The organism is Maridesulfovibrio pacificus (SeqCode) (assembly GCF_048612815.1).
In the GTDB taxonomy this organism is placed as follows: Bacteria; Desulfobacterota; Desulfovibrionia; order Desulfovibrionales; family Desulfovibrionaceae; genus Maridesulfovibrio; species Maridesulfovibrio pacificus.
On the sequence record NZ_JBLZNE010000001.1, the window covers coordinates 2709910 to 2731174 of the forward strand.

Annotated in this window: 18 protein-coding genes and 1 tRNA gene; 9 read left to right on the plus strand and 10 right to left on the minus strand. The window is 45.7% G+C overall.

The window, feature by feature from the left end; genetic code table 11:
* Nucleotides 1–142: 142 nt before the first annotated feature.
* The 6 genes from ACNI23_RS12555 to ACNI23_RS12580 all read right to left on the minus strand — a co-directional run bounded on the left by ACNI23_RS12555 (nt 143) and on the right by ACNI23_RS12580 (nt 5402).
* The gene (locus ACNI23_RS12555; RefSeq protein WP_420249141.1) at nt 143–1018 is read right to left on the minus strand and encodes a hypothetical protein; all 876 of its coding nucleotides are present in this window, start codon (nt 1016–1018) and stop codon (nt 143–145) included.
* Between the two features lie 104 nt (nt 1019–1122).
* Nucleotides 1123–1599 (minus strand): hypothetical protein, encoded by a 477-nt coding sequence (locus ACNI23_RS12560; protein ID WP_420249143.1) that lies wholly within the window; start codon nt 1597–1599, stop codon nt 1123–1125.
* Between the two features lie 227 nt (nt 1600–1826).
* The gene (locus ACNI23_RS12565; protein WP_420249145.1) at nt 1827–3278 is read right to left on the minus strand and encodes a relaxase/mobilization nuclease domain-containing protein; all 1452 of its coding nucleotides are present in this window, start codon (nt 3276–3278) and stop codon (nt 1827–1829) included.
* Nucleotides 3269–3565 carry a plasmid mobilization protein gene (locus ACNI23_RS12570; protein WP_420249147.1) on the minus strand — a complete coding sequence of 99 codons (297 nt, stop codon included), beginning with the start codon at nt 3563–3565 and terminating at the stop codon, nt 3269–3271. The genes ACNI23_RS12565 and ACNI23_RS12570 overlap by 10 nt, the downstream gene beginning before the upstream one ends.
* Entirely contained in the window at nt 3562–5196 is a 1635-nt protein-coding gene (locus ACNI23_RS12575) for a YfjI family protein (protein ID WP_420249149.1), read from the minus strand. Before ACNI23_RS12575 ends, ACNI23_RS12570 begins: the two co-directional genes overlap by 4 nt.
* A complete protein-coding gene (locus ACNI23_RS12580; RefSeq protein WP_319778069.1) occupies nt 5193–5402 on the minus strand; it encodes a helix-turn-helix transcriptional regulator in 210 nt (69 codons plus the stop codon). The genes ACNI23_RS12575 and ACNI23_RS12580 overlap by 4 nt, the downstream gene beginning before the upstream one ends.
* 397 nt (nt 5403–5799) lie before the next feature.
* Here ACNI23_RS12580 and ACNI23_RS12585 point away from each other — a divergent pair, with 397 nt between their 5' ends.
* The 3 genes from ACNI23_RS12585 (at nt 5800) to ACNI23_RS12595 (ending at nt 9257) form a co-directional block, all read left to right on the plus strand.
* On the plus strand, nt 5800–7995 hold the full coding sequence (locus ACNI23_RS12585) for an RHS repeat domain-containing protein (protein WP_420249151.1): 2196 nt from the start codon (nt 5800–5802) through the stop codon (nt 7993–7995).
* A gap of 51 nt (nt 7996–8046) precedes the next feature.
* A complete protein-coding gene (locus ACNI23_RS12590) occupies nt 8047–8727 on the plus strand; it encodes a hypothetical protein (protein ID WP_420249152.1) in 681 nt (226 codons plus the stop codon).
* Between the two features lie 92 nt (nt 8728–8819).
* Nucleotides 8820–9257, plus strand: coding sequence for a hypothetical protein (locus tag ACNI23_RS12595; protein WP_319778066.1), 438 nt, complete (start codon nt 8820–8822; stop codon nt 9255–9257).
* A 119-nt stretch (nt 9258–9376) separates the two neighbouring features.
* Here the strand turns inward: ACNI23_RS12595 and ACNI23_RS12600 are convergent, their stop codons facing one another.
* Complete coding sequence (locus ACNI23_RS12600; RefSeq protein WP_420249154.1) at nt 9377–10285, minus strand: hypothetical protein; 909 nt, start codon at nt 10283–10285, stop codon at nt 9377–9379.
* Between the two features lie 247 nt (nt 10286–10532).
* Nucleotides 10533–10619 (minus strand) — tRNA-Leu (locus tag ACNI23_RS12605).
* A gap of 199 nt (nt 10620–10818) precedes the next feature.
* Between ACNI23_RS12605 and ACNI23_RS12610 the strand changes: the two genes are divergently transcribed.
* The 4 genes from ACNI23_RS12610 (at nt 10819) to ACNI23_RS12625 (ending at nt 15226) form a co-directional block, all read left to right on the plus strand.
* Entirely contained in the window at nt 10819–11502 is a 684-nt protein-coding gene (locus tag ACNI23_RS12610) for a DUF554 domain-containing protein (protein ID WP_420249156.1), read from the plus strand.
* An 88-nt stretch (nt 11503–11590) separates the two neighbouring features.
* On the plus strand, nt 11591–13771 hold the full coding sequence (locus tag ACNI23_RS12615) for a SpoIIE family protein phosphatase (protein ID WP_420249158.1): 2181 nt from the start codon (nt 11591–11593) through the stop codon (nt 13769–13771).
* A complete protein-coding gene (locus tag ACNI23_RS12620) occupies nt 13768–14625 on the plus strand; it encodes a hypothetical protein (protein ID WP_420249159.1) in 858 nt (285 codons plus the stop codon). Before ACNI23_RS12615 ends, ACNI23_RS12620 begins: the two co-directional genes overlap by 4 nt.
* A 1-nt stretch (nt 14626) precedes the next feature.
* Complete coding sequence (locus tag ACNI23_RS12625) at nt 14627–15226, plus strand: LOG family protein (RefSeq protein WP_420249161.1); 600 nt, start codon at nt 14627–14629, stop codon at nt 15224–15226.
* A gap of 33 nt (nt 15227–15259) precedes the next feature.
* Here the strand turns inward: ACNI23_RS12625 and ACNI23_RS12630 are convergent, their stop codons facing one another.
* Both ACNI23_RS12630 and ACNI23_RS12635 read right to left on the minus strand, forming a co-directional pair.
* Entirely contained in the window at nt 15260–16555 is a 1296-nt protein-coding gene (locus ACNI23_RS12630) for a cyclic di-GMP phosphodiesterase (RefSeq protein WP_420249163.1), read from the minus strand.
* 24 nt (nt 16556–16579) lie between these two features.
* A complete protein-coding gene (locus ACNI23_RS12635) occupies nt 16580–17731 on the minus strand; it encodes an HD domain-containing phosphohydrolase (protein WP_420249164.1) in 1152 nt (383 codons plus the stop codon).
* A gap of 239 nt (nt 17732–17970) precedes the next feature.
* Between ACNI23_RS12635 and rocD the strand changes: the two genes are divergently transcribed.
* A complete protein-coding gene (gene rocD / locus ACNI23_RS12640) occupies nt 17971–19170 on the plus strand; it encodes an ornithine--oxo-acid transaminase (RefSeq protein ID WP_420249166.1) in 1200 nt (399 codons plus the stop codon).
* A gap of 52 nt (nt 19171–19222) precedes the next feature.
* A complete protein-coding gene (locus tag ACNI23_RS12645; protein WP_420249167.1) occupies nt 19223–21259 on the plus strand; it encodes a two-component regulator propeller domain-containing protein in 2037 nt (678 codons plus the stop codon).
* The last annotated feature ends 6 nt before the right edge of the window (nt 21260–21265 follow it).

Consider the following 21265-nt stretch of genomic DNA (forward strand, 5'->3'; position numbering starts at 1 on the left):
TATAGCATTAGACATAATAAAACATATACTTCATTCAAAAAACAAAAGGGGTAACTCCACGCTAGAGTTATGGAGTGCCCTATAGATAGATTAAGATCAGCTCATGAAAAGACAGTCATAGCATTAAAAAAGATGCTCAAATCTATTTATTCTTAATCCGTGCGAGACGCTTCACAGCATCCTCAATTTCATTTTCATCCTTTAGAGCTTGGGCAAGACGTTCAGATAATTCACGTAAAACCACCCTTACGTCCGTTGCTATCTCAAGACAATGCTTGTCAGAACGATCATGTAACCCATCGCTGAGAGCAGAATGCAAAAGCAAAAGAGGATTATGCCCATTAATCAACAAACTTTCCGGCAAAGCAGGCTTTGCATTCTTAAGGGCTTTGCTGAATTGAGTTTCTTCTTTGCAATTTTCCAAAATTTCAATCTTATCATCAGGTGCGCCGAGTCTTTTCGAGACCGTAATAATCTTATCAAAAATACGATCCTTTTGATTCTCAACAACACGCCTATAGTAAGAAAAAGCCCCGATACCTAAACCCTGATTTTCACACCTACGGCCTTTTAAAAAAATATCCCGATCTGGCCCTATTAAATTGACCAAGGAAGAAGGTGTAGGTGGACCAAAAGGAGGAACTTCACCATATTTCATGACATAAAATTTATCTTCCTCGCGCCTAAAACATAGAGCAAAGGTCTTATATACTTTTCCGCAATTTGAACAGGAATAATCAAAAAAAACGTCTTTCACCATTGGTGTAGATGTAAAAACAACGCTATAATTATTGGATTTAAAAAAACGTTCACCACCACAATCATCAGAAGAACAGTGCAATCTTATTTGGGGAACACTTATTGTCCCTTTTGAAAGTTGCATCGATACATTTGCCTTGTGCAATCGAACCAATTTACCAGGAGGAACAGTTTCTAAAAATGTAGATAACAGAACGGTCTGTTCCTCTACAGTTTTCTTTTCGTTTGCTTTTGTAAGCAAAGTAGAATGTTCGTTCATAACCCCACCCATGCTATCCTTTTCACTGAAACAATCATACAAGCCTCATCCTCAAAAAACAGTAGCTGTTCAAGCACAATTTACCATCTCATTTTTTTGTTAAACTACTCAATACCTTCGTTATAATTTGTTCTTGGAGACGATGAAAGGCGATATTGATTGTCAGCCCTCTCGTTAAAATATTTTACAAACTTATCCTGCTCTTCACTGTATGAATTCACATCAGCCCATGATTTACATAAGTAATCAGTTTCAGTTAACGGTTCATAGTAAAATATTCCCATTGTATAAATATGGTCCAAATAAAAGATATTAATACGGTTCAAAGCACATGAACCTTGCTCATAATATGTGTAACACTCTTCTGCTTTTGAATAGCCAGTACATTCTCTTGATAAAAACACCTGCCCCGGTTTTTCTTTAAAATTTCTTTTAACACCTTGGACAACATGAACTGACATCATTTTATCAATTTTATTAATATCCTTGGTAAAAACATATGTTTCTACACCATTTCTTTTACTTTCCGCAAAAAGAGGAAAATTTCTAAACTGAAAATGCTGGACTTCTTTTTTTCCCATATAGGTTACTCCATATGGAGAACTACTCAGTGTTCTTACACATCCACACACCCCAACCAAACCCACTATCAAAACCCCCAAAAAAAATTCCCGCATAAATACCACCCTGTAAAAAATTACACCCGCCAGAGTTATAATACATCCTCGCAAGAATCAAGATGACACGTAAAGCGCCCCTCCCGGTTATCCGGAAGGGGGATTCAAATTTAATCCTGCAGGCCGCCCCCCTACATCATGAAGTGCCCCATCCCCCGCCCCACACGCTTCCTCACCGCCCGCACAACCGCCCCAATTCCCTCAAAACATCTTCCAATTCGCTCTGCAAGTCCCGGCAACCCTGAACTTCCTTTTCCAGCTCCGAAATCCTGCGCCCCTGCTCGGCTATTTTCTGGTCCTGCTGTTTCAAGCGGCGGGATTGCTCCTTCTCCATTCCGGCTAGGGCCTCCGATAAGCTCTTCGATAATTCGTTCATGATCTACCTCTGCAATAAAACGGCTGGCTGGCCGCTCTGGGTTTCTCTTATTTGCAACTGGGTGCCTTTCGGAAAGGCCAGATACCGCTGGTTCCGGCTCTGATGTGCTTCGATCCCCCATTTGGTGAACACGCTTACGTTCCTTTTCTGACTCTCTACCTGCGCGTTGATTCTTGTCAGCTCTTCGTGACTGGCCTTGATTCTCCAGCCGTAAAATCCTGTTATGCAAACCGATATTGTGAGCAACAACAGCGCGGAGATGAGATTCGCCAAGATGTTTTGTTTCCAGTAGCTGGCCGAAATCGCGGACTGCTTTTTGCGCAGCTTCTGAATGTGGCCGTCCATATCGGCTGTGATGGAATTCAGCTCGCTTTCGGCATATTTCAACAAGTTCCCGCTTAAGTCTTTCAATGCGCTGCTTACGACCTGCTCCACTTCCTGCGACTGCGAGTTCATTCGCTCTTTCAACTTGTCGCTCAGCTCTCCAAGATGATTCAAATATTCCTCCCTTCAATCGGACTCGTGTCTTGTCTTCGGGTAACTCCAAGGTGATATACTTCTTGCCCTGCCGGACCACGGAAAGCCCTTCTCCCTCCAAAGCATTAACCAGATCCGCACGGTCCTTGTGCAGACCGTCAGCTATGCCTTGAGCTAGGAAATCAGTTACGGTTTTCCTAAAATTGTGCAGTTGCTTTCCTTTGGGTGAATGGATGTCTTTGCCCGGTTGCAACAACCGGGACCGCTTTAGCTCATCCGGCTTTGCCCACTCCATGCGCTCATTCCAAAGGTCACGCCATACATCATATTGCTTATGCCAGTTGGGCGGGCATGGATTCATGGCCTTGTCACTGCGCAATTCCGTGCGCGGGATAATGAAATGCATTTCATGATGACCGGCATGGCTGTGCCTCACCCAAAGAATTGAATATTGATCCGGCTCAAGTCCTGCGAAAGCGAACTTTTCAAAGTCGTCCATCACTTCTTTTTCAAGCTGCGGGGAAACCTTGTCCTGCGGTGCCCATGAGAGCACCCCGGATGTAAACTTCCATACCCGATCAGTTGAACCAATCACCCGCTGCACGGCTTCAGGATCACCGCGCAAAACTTCCGGCGGCGATTCTTCGCGCCCTTTGCGCCGGGGATCAATTACGTAATCAATAGCCTTGGCTCCGTTTCCCCGGCCGTGGGCGAAAACCTTCATATACATTTCAGTTCCCTCTCAATAGCTGCCAGTTCGGCAATGATGAGAACAGAATCGGCATTGCTCTTATAGGTATTTGCCCAGCGAGCAAGCTGGTTGATGTTATTGCCGATACGGGCAAGGTGAAGAAGCTTCTCCCGCTCACGTCTGGTCTTGCGCACTCGTCTTTTACCCAGAAGCTGACGCATGAAATCACCGATGGTCATGCCCTTGGCTTCTGCTTCTTCCACAACGCTATTTTTCTCATCCGGCGTAACCCGAACATTCAACCATTTGGTGCGGGCCGTGCTCATACAACCTCCATCTCACTGGCGTAAACGGAGGGTTCGAAGGGAGGCTTGCCTCCCTCGCCAGCCCCCACGAGGACACCTGTTGCGCAGCTAACAGTGTCACAGTGGGTAGGCTGGCTAGGATTCGATATTGGGATAGCTTCGGCAGCATGGACAGCCGGATGAACTTGGTAACTCGGACTAGGCGGACGCCCCGGACCGGACGAATGCACCGGGAGCACAACCACATATCCGAACTCCACGAGCATGGTTAAGCCCTGCTCAATCTGCTTCTTTTTCGGAAACCGTCCACGGATCGCACGCTGACATTCACGGCCTGTGAACAGCTCAATTTTCCGATCCGTGATCCATTTCAAGATAGCCTGAGCACAAGAAGTCAGATCATCACACCCCATATCATGAAATGCGTAACGTGCATGATGAACGAGCTTCTTGCCCAACTCAGTAGCCGCAAACATGACAGACGGTTCAACCTTCGACTCAATCTGTTGCGCTGAAGCCAGATGCAGCAGACCGGCCAAACGAGCAACCTGCCCCGGAACCTTGCCCGCCCAATCAGTCATATTTTCCAGACTGCTCCCCGGTCGCAACTCGCCCTCAATGAGCAGGAAAAAGTTTTTCCATGACTCATACGCACCGGCACTAAGCAGCAGAGACTGACCTTGTGCATTCATTTCAGAATTAGTTTTGAGGGAAAGCAGAAACTCAACCCGCTCTAGAAAAGCTCGTTCGACTTGTAATGAGACCTGCGGAGGCTCCGCCACTCGATAGCCAAGCCTGCTTTGTCCAAAGAAGTAGAGGAAACGCGCCAAGAAACCGCGTCCACGGAATTCAGGATTCCCGGCCATTCCACGCAAAACGTCCGGCTGAGTGGTAACGCAGATAGTCAGCAATGGATGCTTCAGCCCAATAAACTGCCCATGCTTACGATCCACACGACAAGGTTCGCCGCTGAAGGATTTCAGAATCAGATCAAGATTAGGCATGCGGCTGTATCGACCGGCAAATGTATCAAAAAGCCCGCCTTCAGCCTCGATGATGGACATGCATTCGCTTTGCTGCTCCATGAGCATGGCAAGGCATTCAGGAGTTATGTCATCGGCAAGCAAACGCGGGATTGTAATCAGCTCCGGCATTTCATCTTCCAAGTCCCGGATTTCCTGAATGAGGCTGTCCCGGTTTTGCGAGTTTTTTGCCTTGGCCGCCATGTTACGCCGGTGCTCGATGGCCCGCTCAAGGGTCATCCGTTTTGAACGCGCTTCCTGCGCCAATGGTCCAATGAGCTTTTCCTGCTCATTTTCCCAGCCAATAAGCGGTCTTCTTGCGGCTTGCGTTACCGCACTTTTTCTTTCTCCGGGCGGCAGCGGCGAAAGCAGGTACAGATTTAAAGATTCCTCGTAACCTTCTTTAATCTGCACATGGAACCTCCGCTGCGCTGCGGTTGATAGGACGCCAAGGAGATTGCAGAGCACCATCTCATAAGGCACCTGCAACGCTTCGCTAAGCTCAAAGCTGTAATCAGCCAGAACCGGCGGTAGTTGAACTGAGGAGAGAGAAGGCGGAAACTGAGGCCCCAATGGAACTGGGGCCTTATTTCCGAACATGGAAAGAATGTCTGTGCCGGACTCGTTCATCTGTGCCTCGGCAGGTCAGACATTTCTTCAAGCGGAATGACCTTGCAGGATTCCACATAGGCATCCAGATCTTTAAGATCGTACCCGACCCGCCTGCCGATTTTGATATAGCGCGGCCCTTTTCCAAGACAACGCCATACTTCGAGGGTTCCGGGGCTGAGTCCTAATTTTTCAGCAGCTTCTTTTGTGCTTAATAGTCCTTGCATCGATTTCTCCTTGTTGGTTGGAGGTATTTTTTCTTCGATGCAAGGCAACCACGTTTAATCGGACAGTAAAACCATCTGGAAGGGGACAAATGGTGTGGAGGGACCACCAAGTTCTGTGAGATCACGACAGAAATTGGTAATAAAATTTCTATATTATCAGTAGGTAATGAAAATCAAACTAAGAAGTATCCAAATTCTGAAACAAGTCCTGAATTGAAGGACAGAAGTTGCTTTTGGGCTACCTGAATCATCAATTTTCACCTTTCTTCCAATACGGACACTGTCAAGTCATTCCATGTCCGACCTCCCGGCTAGTTTATAAATGTCCGGGGAAGAGTTGCTTTTGAACCGCTAGGGCTCCTAGCACATCCCCATAATTATAAACGATGGAGGAAAGATGAAATCTTTCAATCATTACAAAATGGAACTGAGGCCCCGTAGCGAACTGACAACCGAACTGGTACTGTACGGTGAAACTGAACCTGCGGAAATGCAGATTGAAAATCTCTGGAAAATCGTTGACCGCAGAACAGGTGAAGAACTTGCAGACCCAAAGCCTGACTTTGATGAATTCTCATCCTCTGACCGCATGTACCCATCCATGATGAATCCGGAAGTCAAACGCCGCTGGGACCTGAAAAATTATGAATGGGAAGAAACCAAAGCTCAACATGCAAAGTTGAAGCGTATGGTTCATGCCCAGTTTCTGCAGGAAAATCCCAACCTGCCCGTGATTCAGGGTCTGAAAGGCACAACTTACGGTAGTGAAATTCAGGCTGAGTTCCAGAAAATGCTCAGCGGAAGCCAGTCGATGCTTAAGTCCCGCATGCCGCAGGCTGGTACGGAGCGGACTATCCGTGATGAACTTGAACGCGATAACGTGGACCTCAATGAAGTGGCTGATGAGGTCGTGCAGTTCCAGACTCCCAAGTCCCGGAACACTTTTGCTGTCATGGGTGTTGACCGGGATGAAACACTGCGCATTGTTGGTAAAATCCTCGCTTCAGCAGAATCCAGCCATGCCCTTGAATATCAGTACGATGAAGAAGGCAGGTTGCAGGTTGTGCATTACGAGGGAAAGCCGGTTGAAGTGTATCGCTACAACCGCATGGGCCAGCGCGTGTTTTCGCAGGTATCAGGCGGTCAGCCGCTGAAATATAGCTACAATGAACAGGGGCAGCTCGTTCAAGCCGGAGAGGTCTCTTATTCCTACAATGAAGACGGCTACCTTGCAGCTAAACAGGACTCAGATGGCCTTACCCGCTATCATTATCTGGAAAGCGGACAGCTTTGCGGTGTGCAGCTTCCTGACGGCAGGGAAATTGAATATCGCTTTGATGAAAATGGATTCCGTGTCGAGAAGCTCATCAACGGCAAGCTGGTGCAGCGTTACCAGTGGGACGATCTGATCACTCTGTCTGCGGTGGAAGACCGTTCCGGTGTGACCCGTATCCGCTATGATGAAGATGGGGACGCTATCGGGATGATCCGCAACGGCCAGAAGCTGCTACTGGCTACCGATCAGTTGGGTAGTACCTTTACTGTTGCTGATCTGTCGGGAAACAGTGTACAGGAAATCCTATATGATTCTTTCGGGGTGATGATACAGAACAGTCGTCCCGAACTCGCGCCTCCGCTCGGCTTTGCCGGAGGATTGTATGATTCCGATACCGGCCTGATTCATTTCGGCTACCGTGAGTACGATCCTGCCATTGGGCGTTTCATTTCTCCTGATCCGCTGGGCTATGCTGGCGGTGATGTGGATTTGTATGGCTATTGCGGGGATGATCCGGTTAACTTTGTCGATCGGCTGGGGTTGTTTGATGAATCCAGTTCAGATGATGATGGGAAGAGCGAAAGCAAATCGTCAAGTTCCGGTGGGTACGCTGGAAATGATTTCGGTCCGGGGTATAATGGAACCAGTGGAAGTGCCTACGGCCCTACAGACGCTGGTTGGGGGTATAATACCGATCCGGGAGGCTCTCATTACAATGGTGATGACACCCTAGGCGGGGAAGGGCATAGCCAAAATGCGACACGTAGTACCCAACAGGCAAAAGATGACGATTTTTTCGGTCAGCAAAGTCAGCAAGCTATTGATCAGCTAAATAACGCAGGCGTGCAACAAGGTTTGGAAGTGGATAAGCAGGCTCAAGAGCTGACTAGTAGACAGGATAAATTCAATGCTAATGAACAGGCAAAAAAAGAACATAGAGCTCTTGCTGAGGCCGACCGGATAAGCCGAGCACGACGTGCGTCTCTGGCAGCCGATGAAGATGATAAGGATAAAGGATTTTTCGAAAAAGCAGAGGATTACGTAAAGGCAAGCTGGGATAATATGGCAGCAAAAGAAAAACGAAATCAGCAAAGGAGAGATGCGGCTGCTAAAAACCTTAATCCGAGTAAAGTCACAGATATTTTCAGCAATGATCCAAAGGTGAGAAAAAATAGGGCTAATACTATTAAGGCTGGCGTTCAGGATAAATTGGAAAATTATGCTGATGTCTATCTTTCTACTCCTGATGATAAAATGTATCCAGTTCAGTATGGAATTACTAAGCTGGGCGAATTTATGAAGAGAAATAAAAATTAAAAACAAGCCCTGCAACGACAAACCGATGTTGTTGCAGGGCTAGGATAAGATATGCTTATATATTTAAAAAAAGTTAAGAATGATTTTAAGGCCATTCTACATAGAGACTATGCCTTTCTGGTTATTGTATATGCATATTTTATGTTTAACTTTATAAGTTGCTTTTTTGGGCATATAACAGATTACATAAGCCCTTACACATCATGCTTAGTTGTGTCATTTGTATTAAGTTGTATCGGATGCAGAGACTCAGGATTAAAAATATTTAGGTTTGACTTTCAATTCAGGATGACTTTTGCATATTTGACACTGCTTCTGGAGACAGAATTAGCTGCAAGTTCATCATGGTATATGATAGATGAAAATTTTTTTAATTTAAAATTGCATGTATTTGAAATGCTATCCATGTTGAATCGTGGTTATCTAAACTACGAAGGTTTTGTATGCATATTGATAGAGCCATTTTTTTATACATTATCATCTCCTTTTATCTATATGTTTGCGTGCTTATGCTTTTCTTTAAAAAAAATGATGTCTATATCTATTATTAAACTAACGATGGGAATGGTGATACTCTTTGTAAACTCTATTATTTTTTCTATAGTCGCATTAATTGGAATGTCGATAGTCAATATTTATATATATGCTTCTGCTCTTTCTGTGTATTATATTATTCTAACTGTTTTGTCTTATGCTGTGGGCAAAAACTCCTTTGCTGATAATGCTGCATAACTAGCTGCGGACTTGCATGTGGAAAACTTGATTAAGAATATCTATTCGATAGCCTCATTAATTAGCAAGAACACTAGAAGCTATGGATAATTATGGGAAAAAGTAGAAAAGAATCACACAGAATCAAACCATCAAAAGGTGGAACGGGTAGACTTGTTCTTATCCTAGCAGGCTGGGCTTTTTTCTTATCTGGAATTTTGACCCCTCTTACTGGCGGAGGGAAATATAAAGGTTTTAAAGTATATGACTTTGTGGGATATATACAATTATTTATCGGTGCTATTGTTCTTATTTATTTATGGAAAACAAGAGAAAGCGTTTCATTGAACTCAGATGAAAGCAACGAACCGGAAGACATGATTTGTCCAAAATGCCAGACGGTTTATTTGGCAGAAGATCTCCCTGAAAATTGCCGGAAAGATATTTGCTCAGAATGTGGAGCCAAATTAGAACTTTTGGATGGTTTTTATGAACGGCATCCAGAGCTGAAAGATGTTCCAGAACAATTCCCTCAGCCAGAGGATGATTAACCACAAGGCCCCGGACTTCGGTTCGGGGTCTTGTTCTTGAATCAAATTACCCCGGACAATATGGACAAAATGGACAGAAATCTAATTTTGTCCATATTGTCCATTTTGTCCCGTAGTTTTTATTTTGCTGGATTACTTTCTTTTCTGAACTCGATAGGAGTGTTTTTCCTAAATTCTTCAATAACGGAATTGGCTGGTCTGACCATTTTTAATTTTTTGATGTAATCCTTTTCTATAACCGTGTCCGCAATCGCTTTATATTCTTCGTGTGAAAACTGTTGTTTCGGAGTTGGATCAACGACCATCTCAAGAATCATGTTGGAAAAGAAAAAACCTTCCTTGCGTGCGCCATCCAACTTTTTCTTGGCCTTAGTCAATCTGGCCTTCATAGTTCGCGCTGCATCCAGCTCATTTTCCAATTCTTCGATCTTTAAATCTTGTTCTATTCCACTTCTATCGGCTTTTGGTGAAAACCTCGGATACTTCTGCTCAATCTGTTCAACTTCTTCTAAATCAAAGAAACATCGCTCATCAAAAAGCCGTTTCAATCTTTCGGCCTGACGGAAAAATGAGGAATAGAAATAACGCAGCACTGAGAATTTTTTGGAATTATACTCAAATTGAAAATATACATTTAATCTGGTTTCAAGAACAACATTTGTAAAATCGGCACTAGACGTTCTGTTCCATCGAACTCTCAACTCTGAAGCTGGTATTCTACGCTTAACTTCATACTTTACGAACCAGTTCAAGCCCTCAGCCAAATAAGATACCGCACGATTAAGCAACCAAATTGATCCGCAAACAATCAGGGTACACACAAAAGCATAAGCTAAAAAAGCCATGTTCGAAGGATTCGGCCCATATTGGACCAAAAGAACAGGCCCAATCAAACTAAGAAACAGGATAACTGCATCTACCAATTTATCTTCATCCAGCTTTTCTTGAACAAGCGGCTGAATCAGGATTTCACGTTTTGATTCCTCATCAACTTTGGACTTGGCTTTACCATTTTGCGATTCATTCATTCTCAATCTCCCGATACTTTTATGTAGCTTAGCCCCCCTTAACTGAGCTAAATTATATTTACAAATCTAAAAATAATTAAGTTAACTGAGTAGTTAAACAGACATGGGGAATACCAAGTGAAAAAAGTTTGAGCTTAATCAAACTTTTTTCACTTTTTTTCATTTTATGGGGAAGAGTATGGGGAAAGGTGTTTTGGGCATGAAAAAAGGGTCTTTCGCCTTTGGCAAAAAACCCTTTAATTTCAAGTGGTACCGGGAGCGAGACTCGAACTCGCAAGGGCGTGAACCCGGCGGATTTTGAGTCCGCTGCGTCTACCAATTCCGCCATCCCGGCATGCGTGAGGGATTGTTAATATTAGATGACCTTACGACTGTCAAGAGCATTTAGCAAGATATGGATAGGAATACACATCTTCACTCAGAACTTAATTATCTGAAGATTCAGCCATGATCATACTTTACTCTATTGTAAAGCAGATAACTCAGTGCTATTTCTAACTTCCTTTCATTAATTTTCTACAAAAGAGTTTCCCATGATACCAATCGGTTCACTGGTCAACGGTGCCGCCATCATCGGCGGTTCCATCATCGGTATTCTCCTGCACAGCAGATTTCCTGAACGCATCCGGGAAATAATTTTTCAGGCACTGGGCCTCGGAGTTTTACTTATCGGTATCCAGATGTCGCTGAAAGTCGAGGATATCCTCGTAGTAATTTTCAGCCTGATCATCGGCGGCATAGGCGGCGAACTTTTAAGGCTGGATACACTTTTTGAACGCGGTGCAGGCTGGCTCAAGAAAAAAGTAGGCTCCAAGGATACCGGATTCATCGACGGGATGATCACCTCCTCCCTGATCTTCTGCATCGGGGCGATGGCTATTATCGGCTCCTTTGAAGAGGGCATCAACGGCGACACCACTATCCTGTTCACCAAAGCCATGCTCGACGGATTCGCCTCTATCGCCCTTGCATCTTCTTATGGAATCGGAGTGCTATTCTCCTTTATCCCGGTCATCATCTACCAAAGCGCACTTACCCTTTTTGCAAGTTCTTTTCAGGACTGGTTCTCTCCGATGATCATTTCACAACTAACCGCCACAGGCGGACTGCTCATTATCGGTATCAGCGTGACCCTGCTCGATATCAAGCGCATCAACCTTGCCAACCTGCTGCCCTCTTTAGGAGTAGTCATCGCGCTCACCGCCATTCTTAACTAAAATTTAAAAAGGCGGAGGTTTAAACGTTTTCATCATTGAATATTGAGTATAGATAGGTTCTAATACTATTATGAAAATCCGCTGGAAAATGCTCATAGTATTGCTGACCTTTTCCCTGACTCCTTTGTTTGTGCTCAAAACTCACGGGCTGAATTCATTAAAGGATTTGGGAACAGATCTGCAAGCCCAGACCCGCGTAACCCTTCTTGAACGGGCCACCCACAACCTTGCCGATCAGGCTAAGGGAGCGGCGGTCATGATTGATATTGAAGGGCGGCTCTATCAATCCACCCTGAAAAGCATTCAGGGAGAAGCAGAACTGCGTCTAAATGACAATGACAATCCCCCACAGACAAAGGATCTGTTTATAACCACCAGAAATGAAAGTTTCGATAAACCGGAACTTACCAACAACCCGGCCTATAAAAAACGTGCACTGATGGGCAGGGGAACGAACCGCAGAGGAGAGCACAACATGATGGCTGCCGTCCAACGCGGTGACCTTATTGACTTGCCCGTAACGCTAAACCACATATCTTTCTGGCTTTCAGGGGACCTTTCGCCTCAAGAGGCCAAAGCAGACATCAACAGAATTGCCCCTCTGCTGGACGATTTTAAATCATGTGCATCATCATTGAAAAGTCTGATTCTCTGGCAGGAAATTATTCTTGAAAACGGGCTTGTTGCCACATACCCGGGACACGACTCCTTTCCACGCAAATACGACCCCAGAACTCACGCATGGTACAAAGAAGTTAAAGAGCAAGGAGAAGTAAGCTGGACCCTTCCATCCACGGATGCTGCAACAAAAACTCTCTGCAACAGACTGACGGCTCCGCTTTATGGAAATGACGGTCAATTTATAGGAGTCGCATCACTGGTTATTCCCATCGGGGAAAGCCTGAACAAAGCTCTTGTTTCAACCGATACACAAAAAGCAAAAGTAATGCTGGTCACCACTCTTCATCGAGATGAAACTCATAAGAACTCGCTGCTGGTGATTGGTAAAATCGGTGATAATCAAGTTGAAAAAGAATTTCTCCCAATGCATAGCCGTTTCTGGCAGGCCCCACCTGAACGGGAATGGCTGACCGAAGACAATCCTGAATTCAAAACCCTGATCAAGGACGTTACCGATAAGAATTCAGGGGTTCTGCACATGAACGACAACGGAGTCCCGTCCTTGTGGACATACAGCCCCGTTAATACGGCTCTATCCATTCTGATCATTACCCCGGTCCATGAATTTACCGCCGAAGCAGACGAAGCGGAGCAATACGTCCGGGAGAGCATTGCTAATCAGCTGGAAGGAACATCACTGATTGCACTAGCGGTCATCATATCCATCGCCATCGTTGCATATTTTGTTTCGCAGGGACTATCCAAACCCATCCACAAGCTTTCTGAGGCAATGATAAAGGTTGGTGAAGGAGACTGGGATGCCCGGGCGGATTTTCACTCCAAAGATGAACTGGGAGACCTTGCTCAGAATTTTAACTATATGGTCCCGCAACTGCGTGAGCATTCCAGAATCCGTCAGGCTCTCAGCCTTGCCGATGAAGCCCAGCAATCACTTTTTCCGAAGTCGCCACCGGATATTGATAATGTTGATATCGGTGCGCGTTGCACCTTCTCCGAACAGACCGGGGGTGATTACTACGACTTTGTCGGTTGTGCCACATGCGGCCCCAAAACATTTGCCACCGTTATCGGAGATGTCTCCGGGCACGGCGTCAGCGCAGCCCTGCTTATGACCAGCGCCCGCGCGTACATTCGGGCCCTTTCAGGACGCGGAAAAACGCTTGTGGAAGCTGCCACAGAAGTAAACCGCCTTATAACCAAGGATTGTGCCCAGACAGGTCATTTCATGACCATGTTCATGGCTATCTGCAATGCGGAAAAAAGGACTATAAACTGGATCAGGGCAGGGCATGACCCCGGGCTGGTATATTCTCCCGAGACTGATACTTTTGACCAGCTTCTGGGAGAAGGATTGGCCCTTGGAGTTGACGAAAACTATCCCTACCGTGAATACTTGACCCAGATGACTCAGGGACAGATTCTCGTACTTTACACAGACGGTATCTGGGAAGCACACAGTCCTGCAGGAAACCAGTTCGGCAAGGACAGGATGCAACAGGTCATCCGGGACAATTGCCATAAATCATCACAGGAAATAACCGACATCATGCTTCTTGAAGTCGAGAGCCACCGCAAAGGACTCCCTCTTGAAGATGACTGCACAATTATCGTGGTTAAATTTTTATGAAATACTCAATATACGAACTCGCAACATACGCATTCGATCCCCTGCATGCCTTCTGGAAGAACGAACGAACCGAAAAAGCGGTAGCCGGAATCCTGATCGGCTGCTTTATTGCTGCCCTGCTGGGCATTGAACTTGGCAGGCAGGGACTGCTGCCCGCAGCAATTGCCGCCAAAACCCCGACCAGCCACTATGCAGCGGTAGGCATTGCCTTCACCCTTGTTCTGGTGCTGGAGGTAATCAGTTTTATATTTGTACTGCCCTGCTCTTTTTCCAAATCCGTAGGCAAGCAGCTGGAAATCCTCTGCCTGATCCTCATGCGCAACTCCTTCAAGGAACTGGTAAATTTCCCGGAGCCGATTACCTTCACCGGTAATATGACTCCCATTTACCAGATTCTTTCTGACGGAGCCGGAGCCTTTGTGGTCTTTGTGCTGCTGGGCATATATTACAGAGTCCAGAAGTCAGGTCCGAGCTTAAAACCGGCATCAAAATTCAGCTACGTTGCCAGCAAAAAACTGGTCGCACTTTTACTGCTTGGCCTTTTCATGGGACTGGGCATTTATGTGGTTTACTGCGCAGTCAAGGGACTGCATCACTTTGATTTCTTCAGCACCTTTTACACCATCCTGATTTTCAGTGACATCCTGCTGGTACTCATCTCACAGCGTTTTCTACCGGCATTCCAAGCTGTTTTCAGGAATTCAGGCTTTGCGCTGGTTACGCTGCTGATCAGACTTGCGCTTGCTGCCCCGCCCTTCTACAATGCAGCCCTCGGGGTTGCCTCGGCCGGGTTCGCGGTCCTATTAACCCTCGCTTATAACTCATTTTATCTAAACAAAAAAAAGGAATCCTGAAGTGAAAAGCATCTGCATCTTCCTCGGAGCCAATCCCGGCAACGATCCTAAATACGCACAAGCAGCCCGCAACATGGGCCGGGAACTGGCTCAGCGTGGCCTTACCACAGTCTACGGCGGCTCACGCACCGGGCTGATGGGCATTCTTGCCGAAAGCACACTGGAAGCTGGCGGTAAAGTTATCGGGGTAATCCCGGAAAGCCTCTACAAAATTGAAATCGCCCACACCGATCTTACAGAACTGCATGTTGCCGACTCCATGCACGAACGCAAAGCCCTCATGGCCGAACTCTCGGATGGATTTATTGCCATGCCCGGAGGAATCGGAACCATGGACGAAATATTCGAAATATTCACATGGGCTCAGCTCGGCTTCCATTCCAAGCCGTGCGGCCTGCTCAATGTGGACGGCTACTACGATAAACTGCTTAGTTTTCTGGACGGTGTGGTTGAGGAAGGATTCTTAAAAGACATGCACCGGGAAAAACTGCTTACCGCAGAAACACCGGACCTGCTCATTGAGTCGTTCGCTACATATGAACCACCCAGCGGATCAAAGTGGGTGGAAAAAGTGGATGCCGCCCAACGCAAGCAACAATAAGAAAAATCCCCTGTAAACTTTCGCAGGGGATTTTTACTTCTTGCTTCGCTTAGGAAAGTCAGGATCTACAAAATAAATCATTCTACTCCGTGGCGACAGGTAATCGAAGACTTCAGGGGCAAGCTTTGCCGGATTAATAGAATTAGTAATCGAATACTCAGACTCCTCTTCCAAATCAAGTATAAGGGCTTCTTTCTTCGGTATTTCCGGATCATATATGACGATACTGGGCAGCAACGGCTTCGCTAGATTTACGGATATCACCATTCCGACCATTTCATCATTGAGCACCACAACGGTTCCCGGAGGGTAAATACCCATACATTGTATAAAAGCAGACAAATAGTCCGGCTCAAAATAAGTGGCCCTCTTGGAAAACATATAGGACAAGGCCTGATAAGGAGTCAGTGAGACAGTCGGATCGTGCTTGTTTATGAGGCAATCATAAAAATCGGCAATAGCCAGAATCTTGGCTAACTTTCCGATTTCCCCTCTTTCCACCCCTCTGGGATATCCGCCGCCGCAACAACGCTCATGGTGTGCATACACGATTTCCATTGCCTCAGGAGGATAGTCCTCGCATCCAGAAAGAATACCCACACCGTAAAACGGATGCTTACGCAGAACTTCAGCTTCAAACTTGGTAAGCTTTCCCTTTTTATGTAAAATCTTCTTTTCAATCTTGGACTTGCCGATATCGTGAAAAAGACCTCCAATCGCGAGTATGCGCATTTCATCTTCATCCAGCTCAATGCTTCTGCCCAAAATCAAAGATAATACCGTGACATTCATAGAATGGTAATACATTGTGTCACTCTTATCTGTCTGTAAATTCAGGACATGCATTAGAGCCTCTGAATCACTCAAAAAATATCGGCTTAAAGTCTTGGAAAAGGTATTTGCCTCTTCATAAAACTGCATATTCCCTCTGGTGATTGAAGACATGAGATCTTCAACCTGCCGAACAGACAAGGTATACTTCTTCTCTGCCCGGACAACAGACTCCTTCTTCTCCTTCAGCTTTTCCATCCGGGCTTTCTTTTCTTTAAACAAGGCATCCGGAGCAGAGGCCAATTGTGAACTGACAGGACGTGGAACTGACTTCTTTGTCGTGACCTTCAAAGGTGTAACCAAACTTTTATCCGGGATAACGATAACCTTCTCAACCCCCAAAGAATGCAAGGTCTCAATCGTCTCAAAATCCTTTATCCGGAAACTGCTGGTCAAAAATGGATGCCGATACCATGGCACGCCCACGAGTTTTATATGAACTCCGGGCCTCAACCGATCTACATCGACCATATGTTCAGCATTTTTAAGCCTTGTCATAACAACCTACCACTCGATAAAAAATCAAAATAGATTCCTTTCCCTTATGGAAATTTTCTTTGTTATATCTATTATACTCTCAGCATTTCTATGGATGTAGTCGATTATTTTAGGGTCAAGCACCTGTTTCTTTGATAAAAATTTGATTTTCTTGCCCTTCACAACCCCATAAACATCTTCGGCCAATTCCATCCCCTCAGCCAACCCCAGTGGGTATACTTCACGGACATGATATCGCGCTTCGGCTCCCAGCATCTCTCCAAGCCCTTTGAGAACTTTAGGGTCATATCTTTTGGCTCGTAACTTCATCATGGCCAAAACTTCTCCCGCACCCCGGCCTCCAGACTTTAATCTATCAAAGTCCGATACTACCTTTATAATTCTCGCACCGATAGGAATTTCATCGCTGGCAAAACCTCCATCGCCGCCATTATCCATATAGTGTGCTTCCTGCAAAGATAGTTTAGTACAAACGTCTTCAAAATAAGGAAGTTTAGCTAATATTTTAGCCGAGTATTCTGTATGCTGAGTATAGATACTATAGTCCATACTACCAAAGACATCACCCGTCTCAACCATATCCAGCAGACGGTCAGGCAGGAAAATGAATCCGATTGAGGATAATACAGCGGCAACTTCAGTGCTCCATGGATCAGGGTCCCCCAGATTCCTGCTCAATGACTTCACCAGCGGTAATATCCGCGCAGTCCGGCTGTTCAATCCGGGATTATGCATGGCAGCAATATCGCTGACCATCTGAATGATCCCATGTGTCATTTTGCTGGTCACGTGAGTCTCAACATTGGACAAGCGATGAAACTCCAACGCATCACGCAAGGCCTTTTTCACTACCTTAAGTGAACATGGTTTTGTCAGGATTCTGAAAACGCCACATTCATTCACTGCATCTATTGCCATTGCAAGATCAGCATTGCCGCTTAGAAGAATTCTGACAGACGAAGCGGAAGCATCTTTCACTTTAGTCAAAAATTCCACTCCATCCATTTCAGGCATCTGATAATCAGAAACAATAACATGGAATGGACCATCTGTTTTTAAAGCCTCCAAAGCGTCAGCTCCGGAAGAACAACAGGAAATTTGGAGTCTTTCGGTCGATATTCTTGAAAATAGCAAGTGGATAGCTACATCATCATCAACAAAAAGAATTTTATACATTTTTTCCTCCAGACCGGCCCTGCTAAAACGCCAGTCATTAATACTCCAGCATGAGGCTGCTTAGAATATAAAATAACTCATTCCACGAAGAAAATAACTATTTTTTTATTATTAATCAGGCCGATGTCACGAATTAAATTCTGCCAAACAAGCTAAAATATATTATAAAACAAAAAGAAGGCTGACAAAAACAGGAGGGTCTTATATACAAATATAAAGCCAAAAATGGAGGGAACACAATGAAACAGTCCGACTACATTGAACTTGAAGACAGATTTGGCGCTCAGAACTACAAACCGCTCGATGTTGTTATTGAAAAAGGTGAAGGAGTCTGGGTCTGGGACGTAGATGGGAACAAATATATGGACTGCCTCTCCGCATACTCCGCAGTTAATCAGGGGCATTGCCATCCGCGCATAAAAAAAGCCATGCAGAACCAGCTTGATAAATTAACCCTGACCTCAAGGGCTTTCCGCAACGACCAGCTGGGACTATTCTACGAAGAACTCTGCACCCTGACCAACTCTCACAAGGTGCTGCCCATGAACAGCGGGGCCGAAGCTGTTGAAACAGCCATCAAGGCAGTACGCAAATGGGGTTACATGGTTAAAGGAGTCCCGGAAGACCGTGCCGAAATAATTGTCTGCGCAGACAATTTTCATGGTCGTACCATCTCCATTGTAGGTTTTTCCACCGACCCGGTTTCCCGCCGTGGCTTCGGTCCCTTCACTCCGGGATTCAAAGTAATTCCCTTTGGTGATCATAAGGCCCTTGAAAACGCTATAACCCCGGACACAGTGGGTTTTCTTGTTGAACCCATTCAAGGCGAAGCAGGCGTTATCATCCCCCCGGAAGGCTATTTAAAAAAAGTTAGGGAAATATGCACCGCCAATAACATCAACCTGATCCTCGATGAAATCCAGACCGGACTCGGTCGTACGGGTAAACTTCTAGCTGAAGAACATGAAGGAATTGAGGCTGATATCACACTTATCGGTAAAGCCCTTTCCGGCGGATTCTATCCGGTATCGGCTGTACTTTCCAATACCGAAGTCCTGGGGGTTCTCAGACCCGGTGAACACGGTTCCACTTTCGGTGGAAACCCGCTGGCTTGTGCCGTAGCGAGGGAAGCCCTGAAAGTTCTTCAGGAAGAGGATCTGATCCACAATGCCGAAGAAATGGGTAAAAAATTTCTCGCTGGACTGAAATCCATCAACAACAGCAAAATTAGAGAAGTGCGTGGCCGCGGCTTGCTACTGGCAGTAGAATTTAAGCTTGATGCCGGCGGAGCAAGGCAGTACTGCGAAAAGCTTAAGGAAAGCGGGCTGCTCTGCAAGGAAACGCATGACAATATCATCAGGTTTGCACCACCGCTGGTGATTACCGCCGACCATGTGGACTGGGCCCTAGAACGCATCAAACCGATTATTTCTACTTAAACGTAATTAATACCCAGCCTTCAAACTCTTGCAACCGCACAGGAATTTGCGCATGTCACTGAGAAACAGATTTGCGACCATTTTCAACGGAACACTTATAATATTCCTAATATCTATAATGCCTTCATTCGCTTTTCAGGAAGAATTGAGGTTTGATCGCCTTTCGTTAAGCGATGGCCTGTCGCAATCATCCATTCTGTGCATGCTGCAGGATTCACGAGGCTTTCTGTGGTTCGGAACCTACGATGGTTTAAACCGCTATGACGGAAGAGACATAAAAGTATATAAAAGCGGCACAGAGAACGGAATGCTTTCAGATGGCAACGTCCGGGCTCTCTACGAAGACAAATCCGGGGTTTTATGGGTTGGCACGAAAGGTGGCGGATTAAACCGTTATGACCGACTGACTGACAGCTTCAAGAACTACCAGCCGATAGAGGAAAAACCCGATTCTCTTTCCGGTACAAATGTCAGTGCAATATTCGAGGACTCAAAAGGGCGTTTATGGATTGGCACCCATTCCGGAGTAAACCTCTATAACCGCAAGACAGAAACATTCACCCGGTTTCAGCAGTCAGAACAGACTGGAAGTATCAGCCATAACGAAATCAGGTCCATCTATGAGGACCTCCATGGAAACATATGGATAGGCACGGCTATAGGATTGAACCTCTTTGATAAGGATCAGGAAAAATTCAAAATCTACAAAAATGATCCGGGAGATAAAAGCAGCCTATGTGACAACACAGTACTGTGTTTTTACCAGCAAAATAAAAATGAGCTGTGGGTAGGTACCAAAAAGGGAATCTCTATTCTTGATACGCGCAAAGACAAATTCAAGACTCTGTTTCGATCCCTTGAGATAAACGACATATATCAGGACCGTTCTGGAAACCTCTGGATCGGGACCCTTGAAGGGCTGGGCAAAAGAGATCCGGCAACAGCATCAGACAGCCCGGAAAAGATGAAATTTGATTTCTTCAAAAACAATCAGCTTGATCACCAAAGCCTGAGCAGCAATAAGGTGACCAAGGTACTCGAAGACAACTCCGGGGTCATCTGGGTCGGTACCTATACTGACGGACTGAGCAAACTTCCTCCCAAGATGCAGGCTTTAGGTATCCTGAACCGCCAACCTTGGAAAAAAGACACTCTCTCAGGGCTTGAGGTCAGCGCAATATTTGAAGACCGGCAAGGACTGATCTGGATTGGAACCTATAAAAACGGTCTCAATACCTACGATCCTCAAACCGGTGAGATTAAATCCTACAGCACAAACTCTGCCGCGCCTTGGAAGATTTCAGGCAACAGGATTAACTGTATTTTTCAAGACAGCTCAGGCCTTGTCTGGGTCGGAACCCGTAAAAAGGGCGTATTCGTAATAGACAAGGGTAGAGGGGTAGTAAAAAGGTACAAATGGGACAAGAAAAACGACAATTCCCTTAGCCAGAACAATATCTGGTGGATATATGAAGGCAGCATGGGCTACATCTGGATCGGAACCAGCAAAAAAGGACTCAATCGTCTTGACCGCAAGACCGGAGAGTTCAAACGCTACAATCATTCCGATTCCGAACCGACCAGCCTCGGGCACAAAAGAGTCCGCAATATATTCGAGGACAGTAACAACAACTTCTGGGTCTGTACCAATGCTGGCCTGAACCTGATGGACCGCAAAAAAGGGACCTTTAAACATTTCCAACATGAACCGGGGAACCCGCAATCACTGTCCAACAACCGGGTTACACCCATTGCAGAGGCTGCTGACGGATCTCTCTGGCTGGGCACTGATTCCGGCCTGAACAGATTTGATCCGCAAACTGGCATATTCACCCGCTATACAGAGGCAAACGGTCTTGCCAATGACGGAATTCAGGGTCTCTGCATTGACGACAATGGACATATCTGGGTTTCTACCTTCAAAGGAATCTCCCGCCTTGATCCTGTCAGCGGAAAAGTATGGAATTTCGGCCCCTCAGACGGTCTGCAGGGAATTGAATTCTGGATTAATTCCTACAACAAAGGACAAACCGGCAAGATCTACTTCGGCGGATTGAAGGGGTTGAACATGTTCGATCCCCGCATGTAGCCGCGC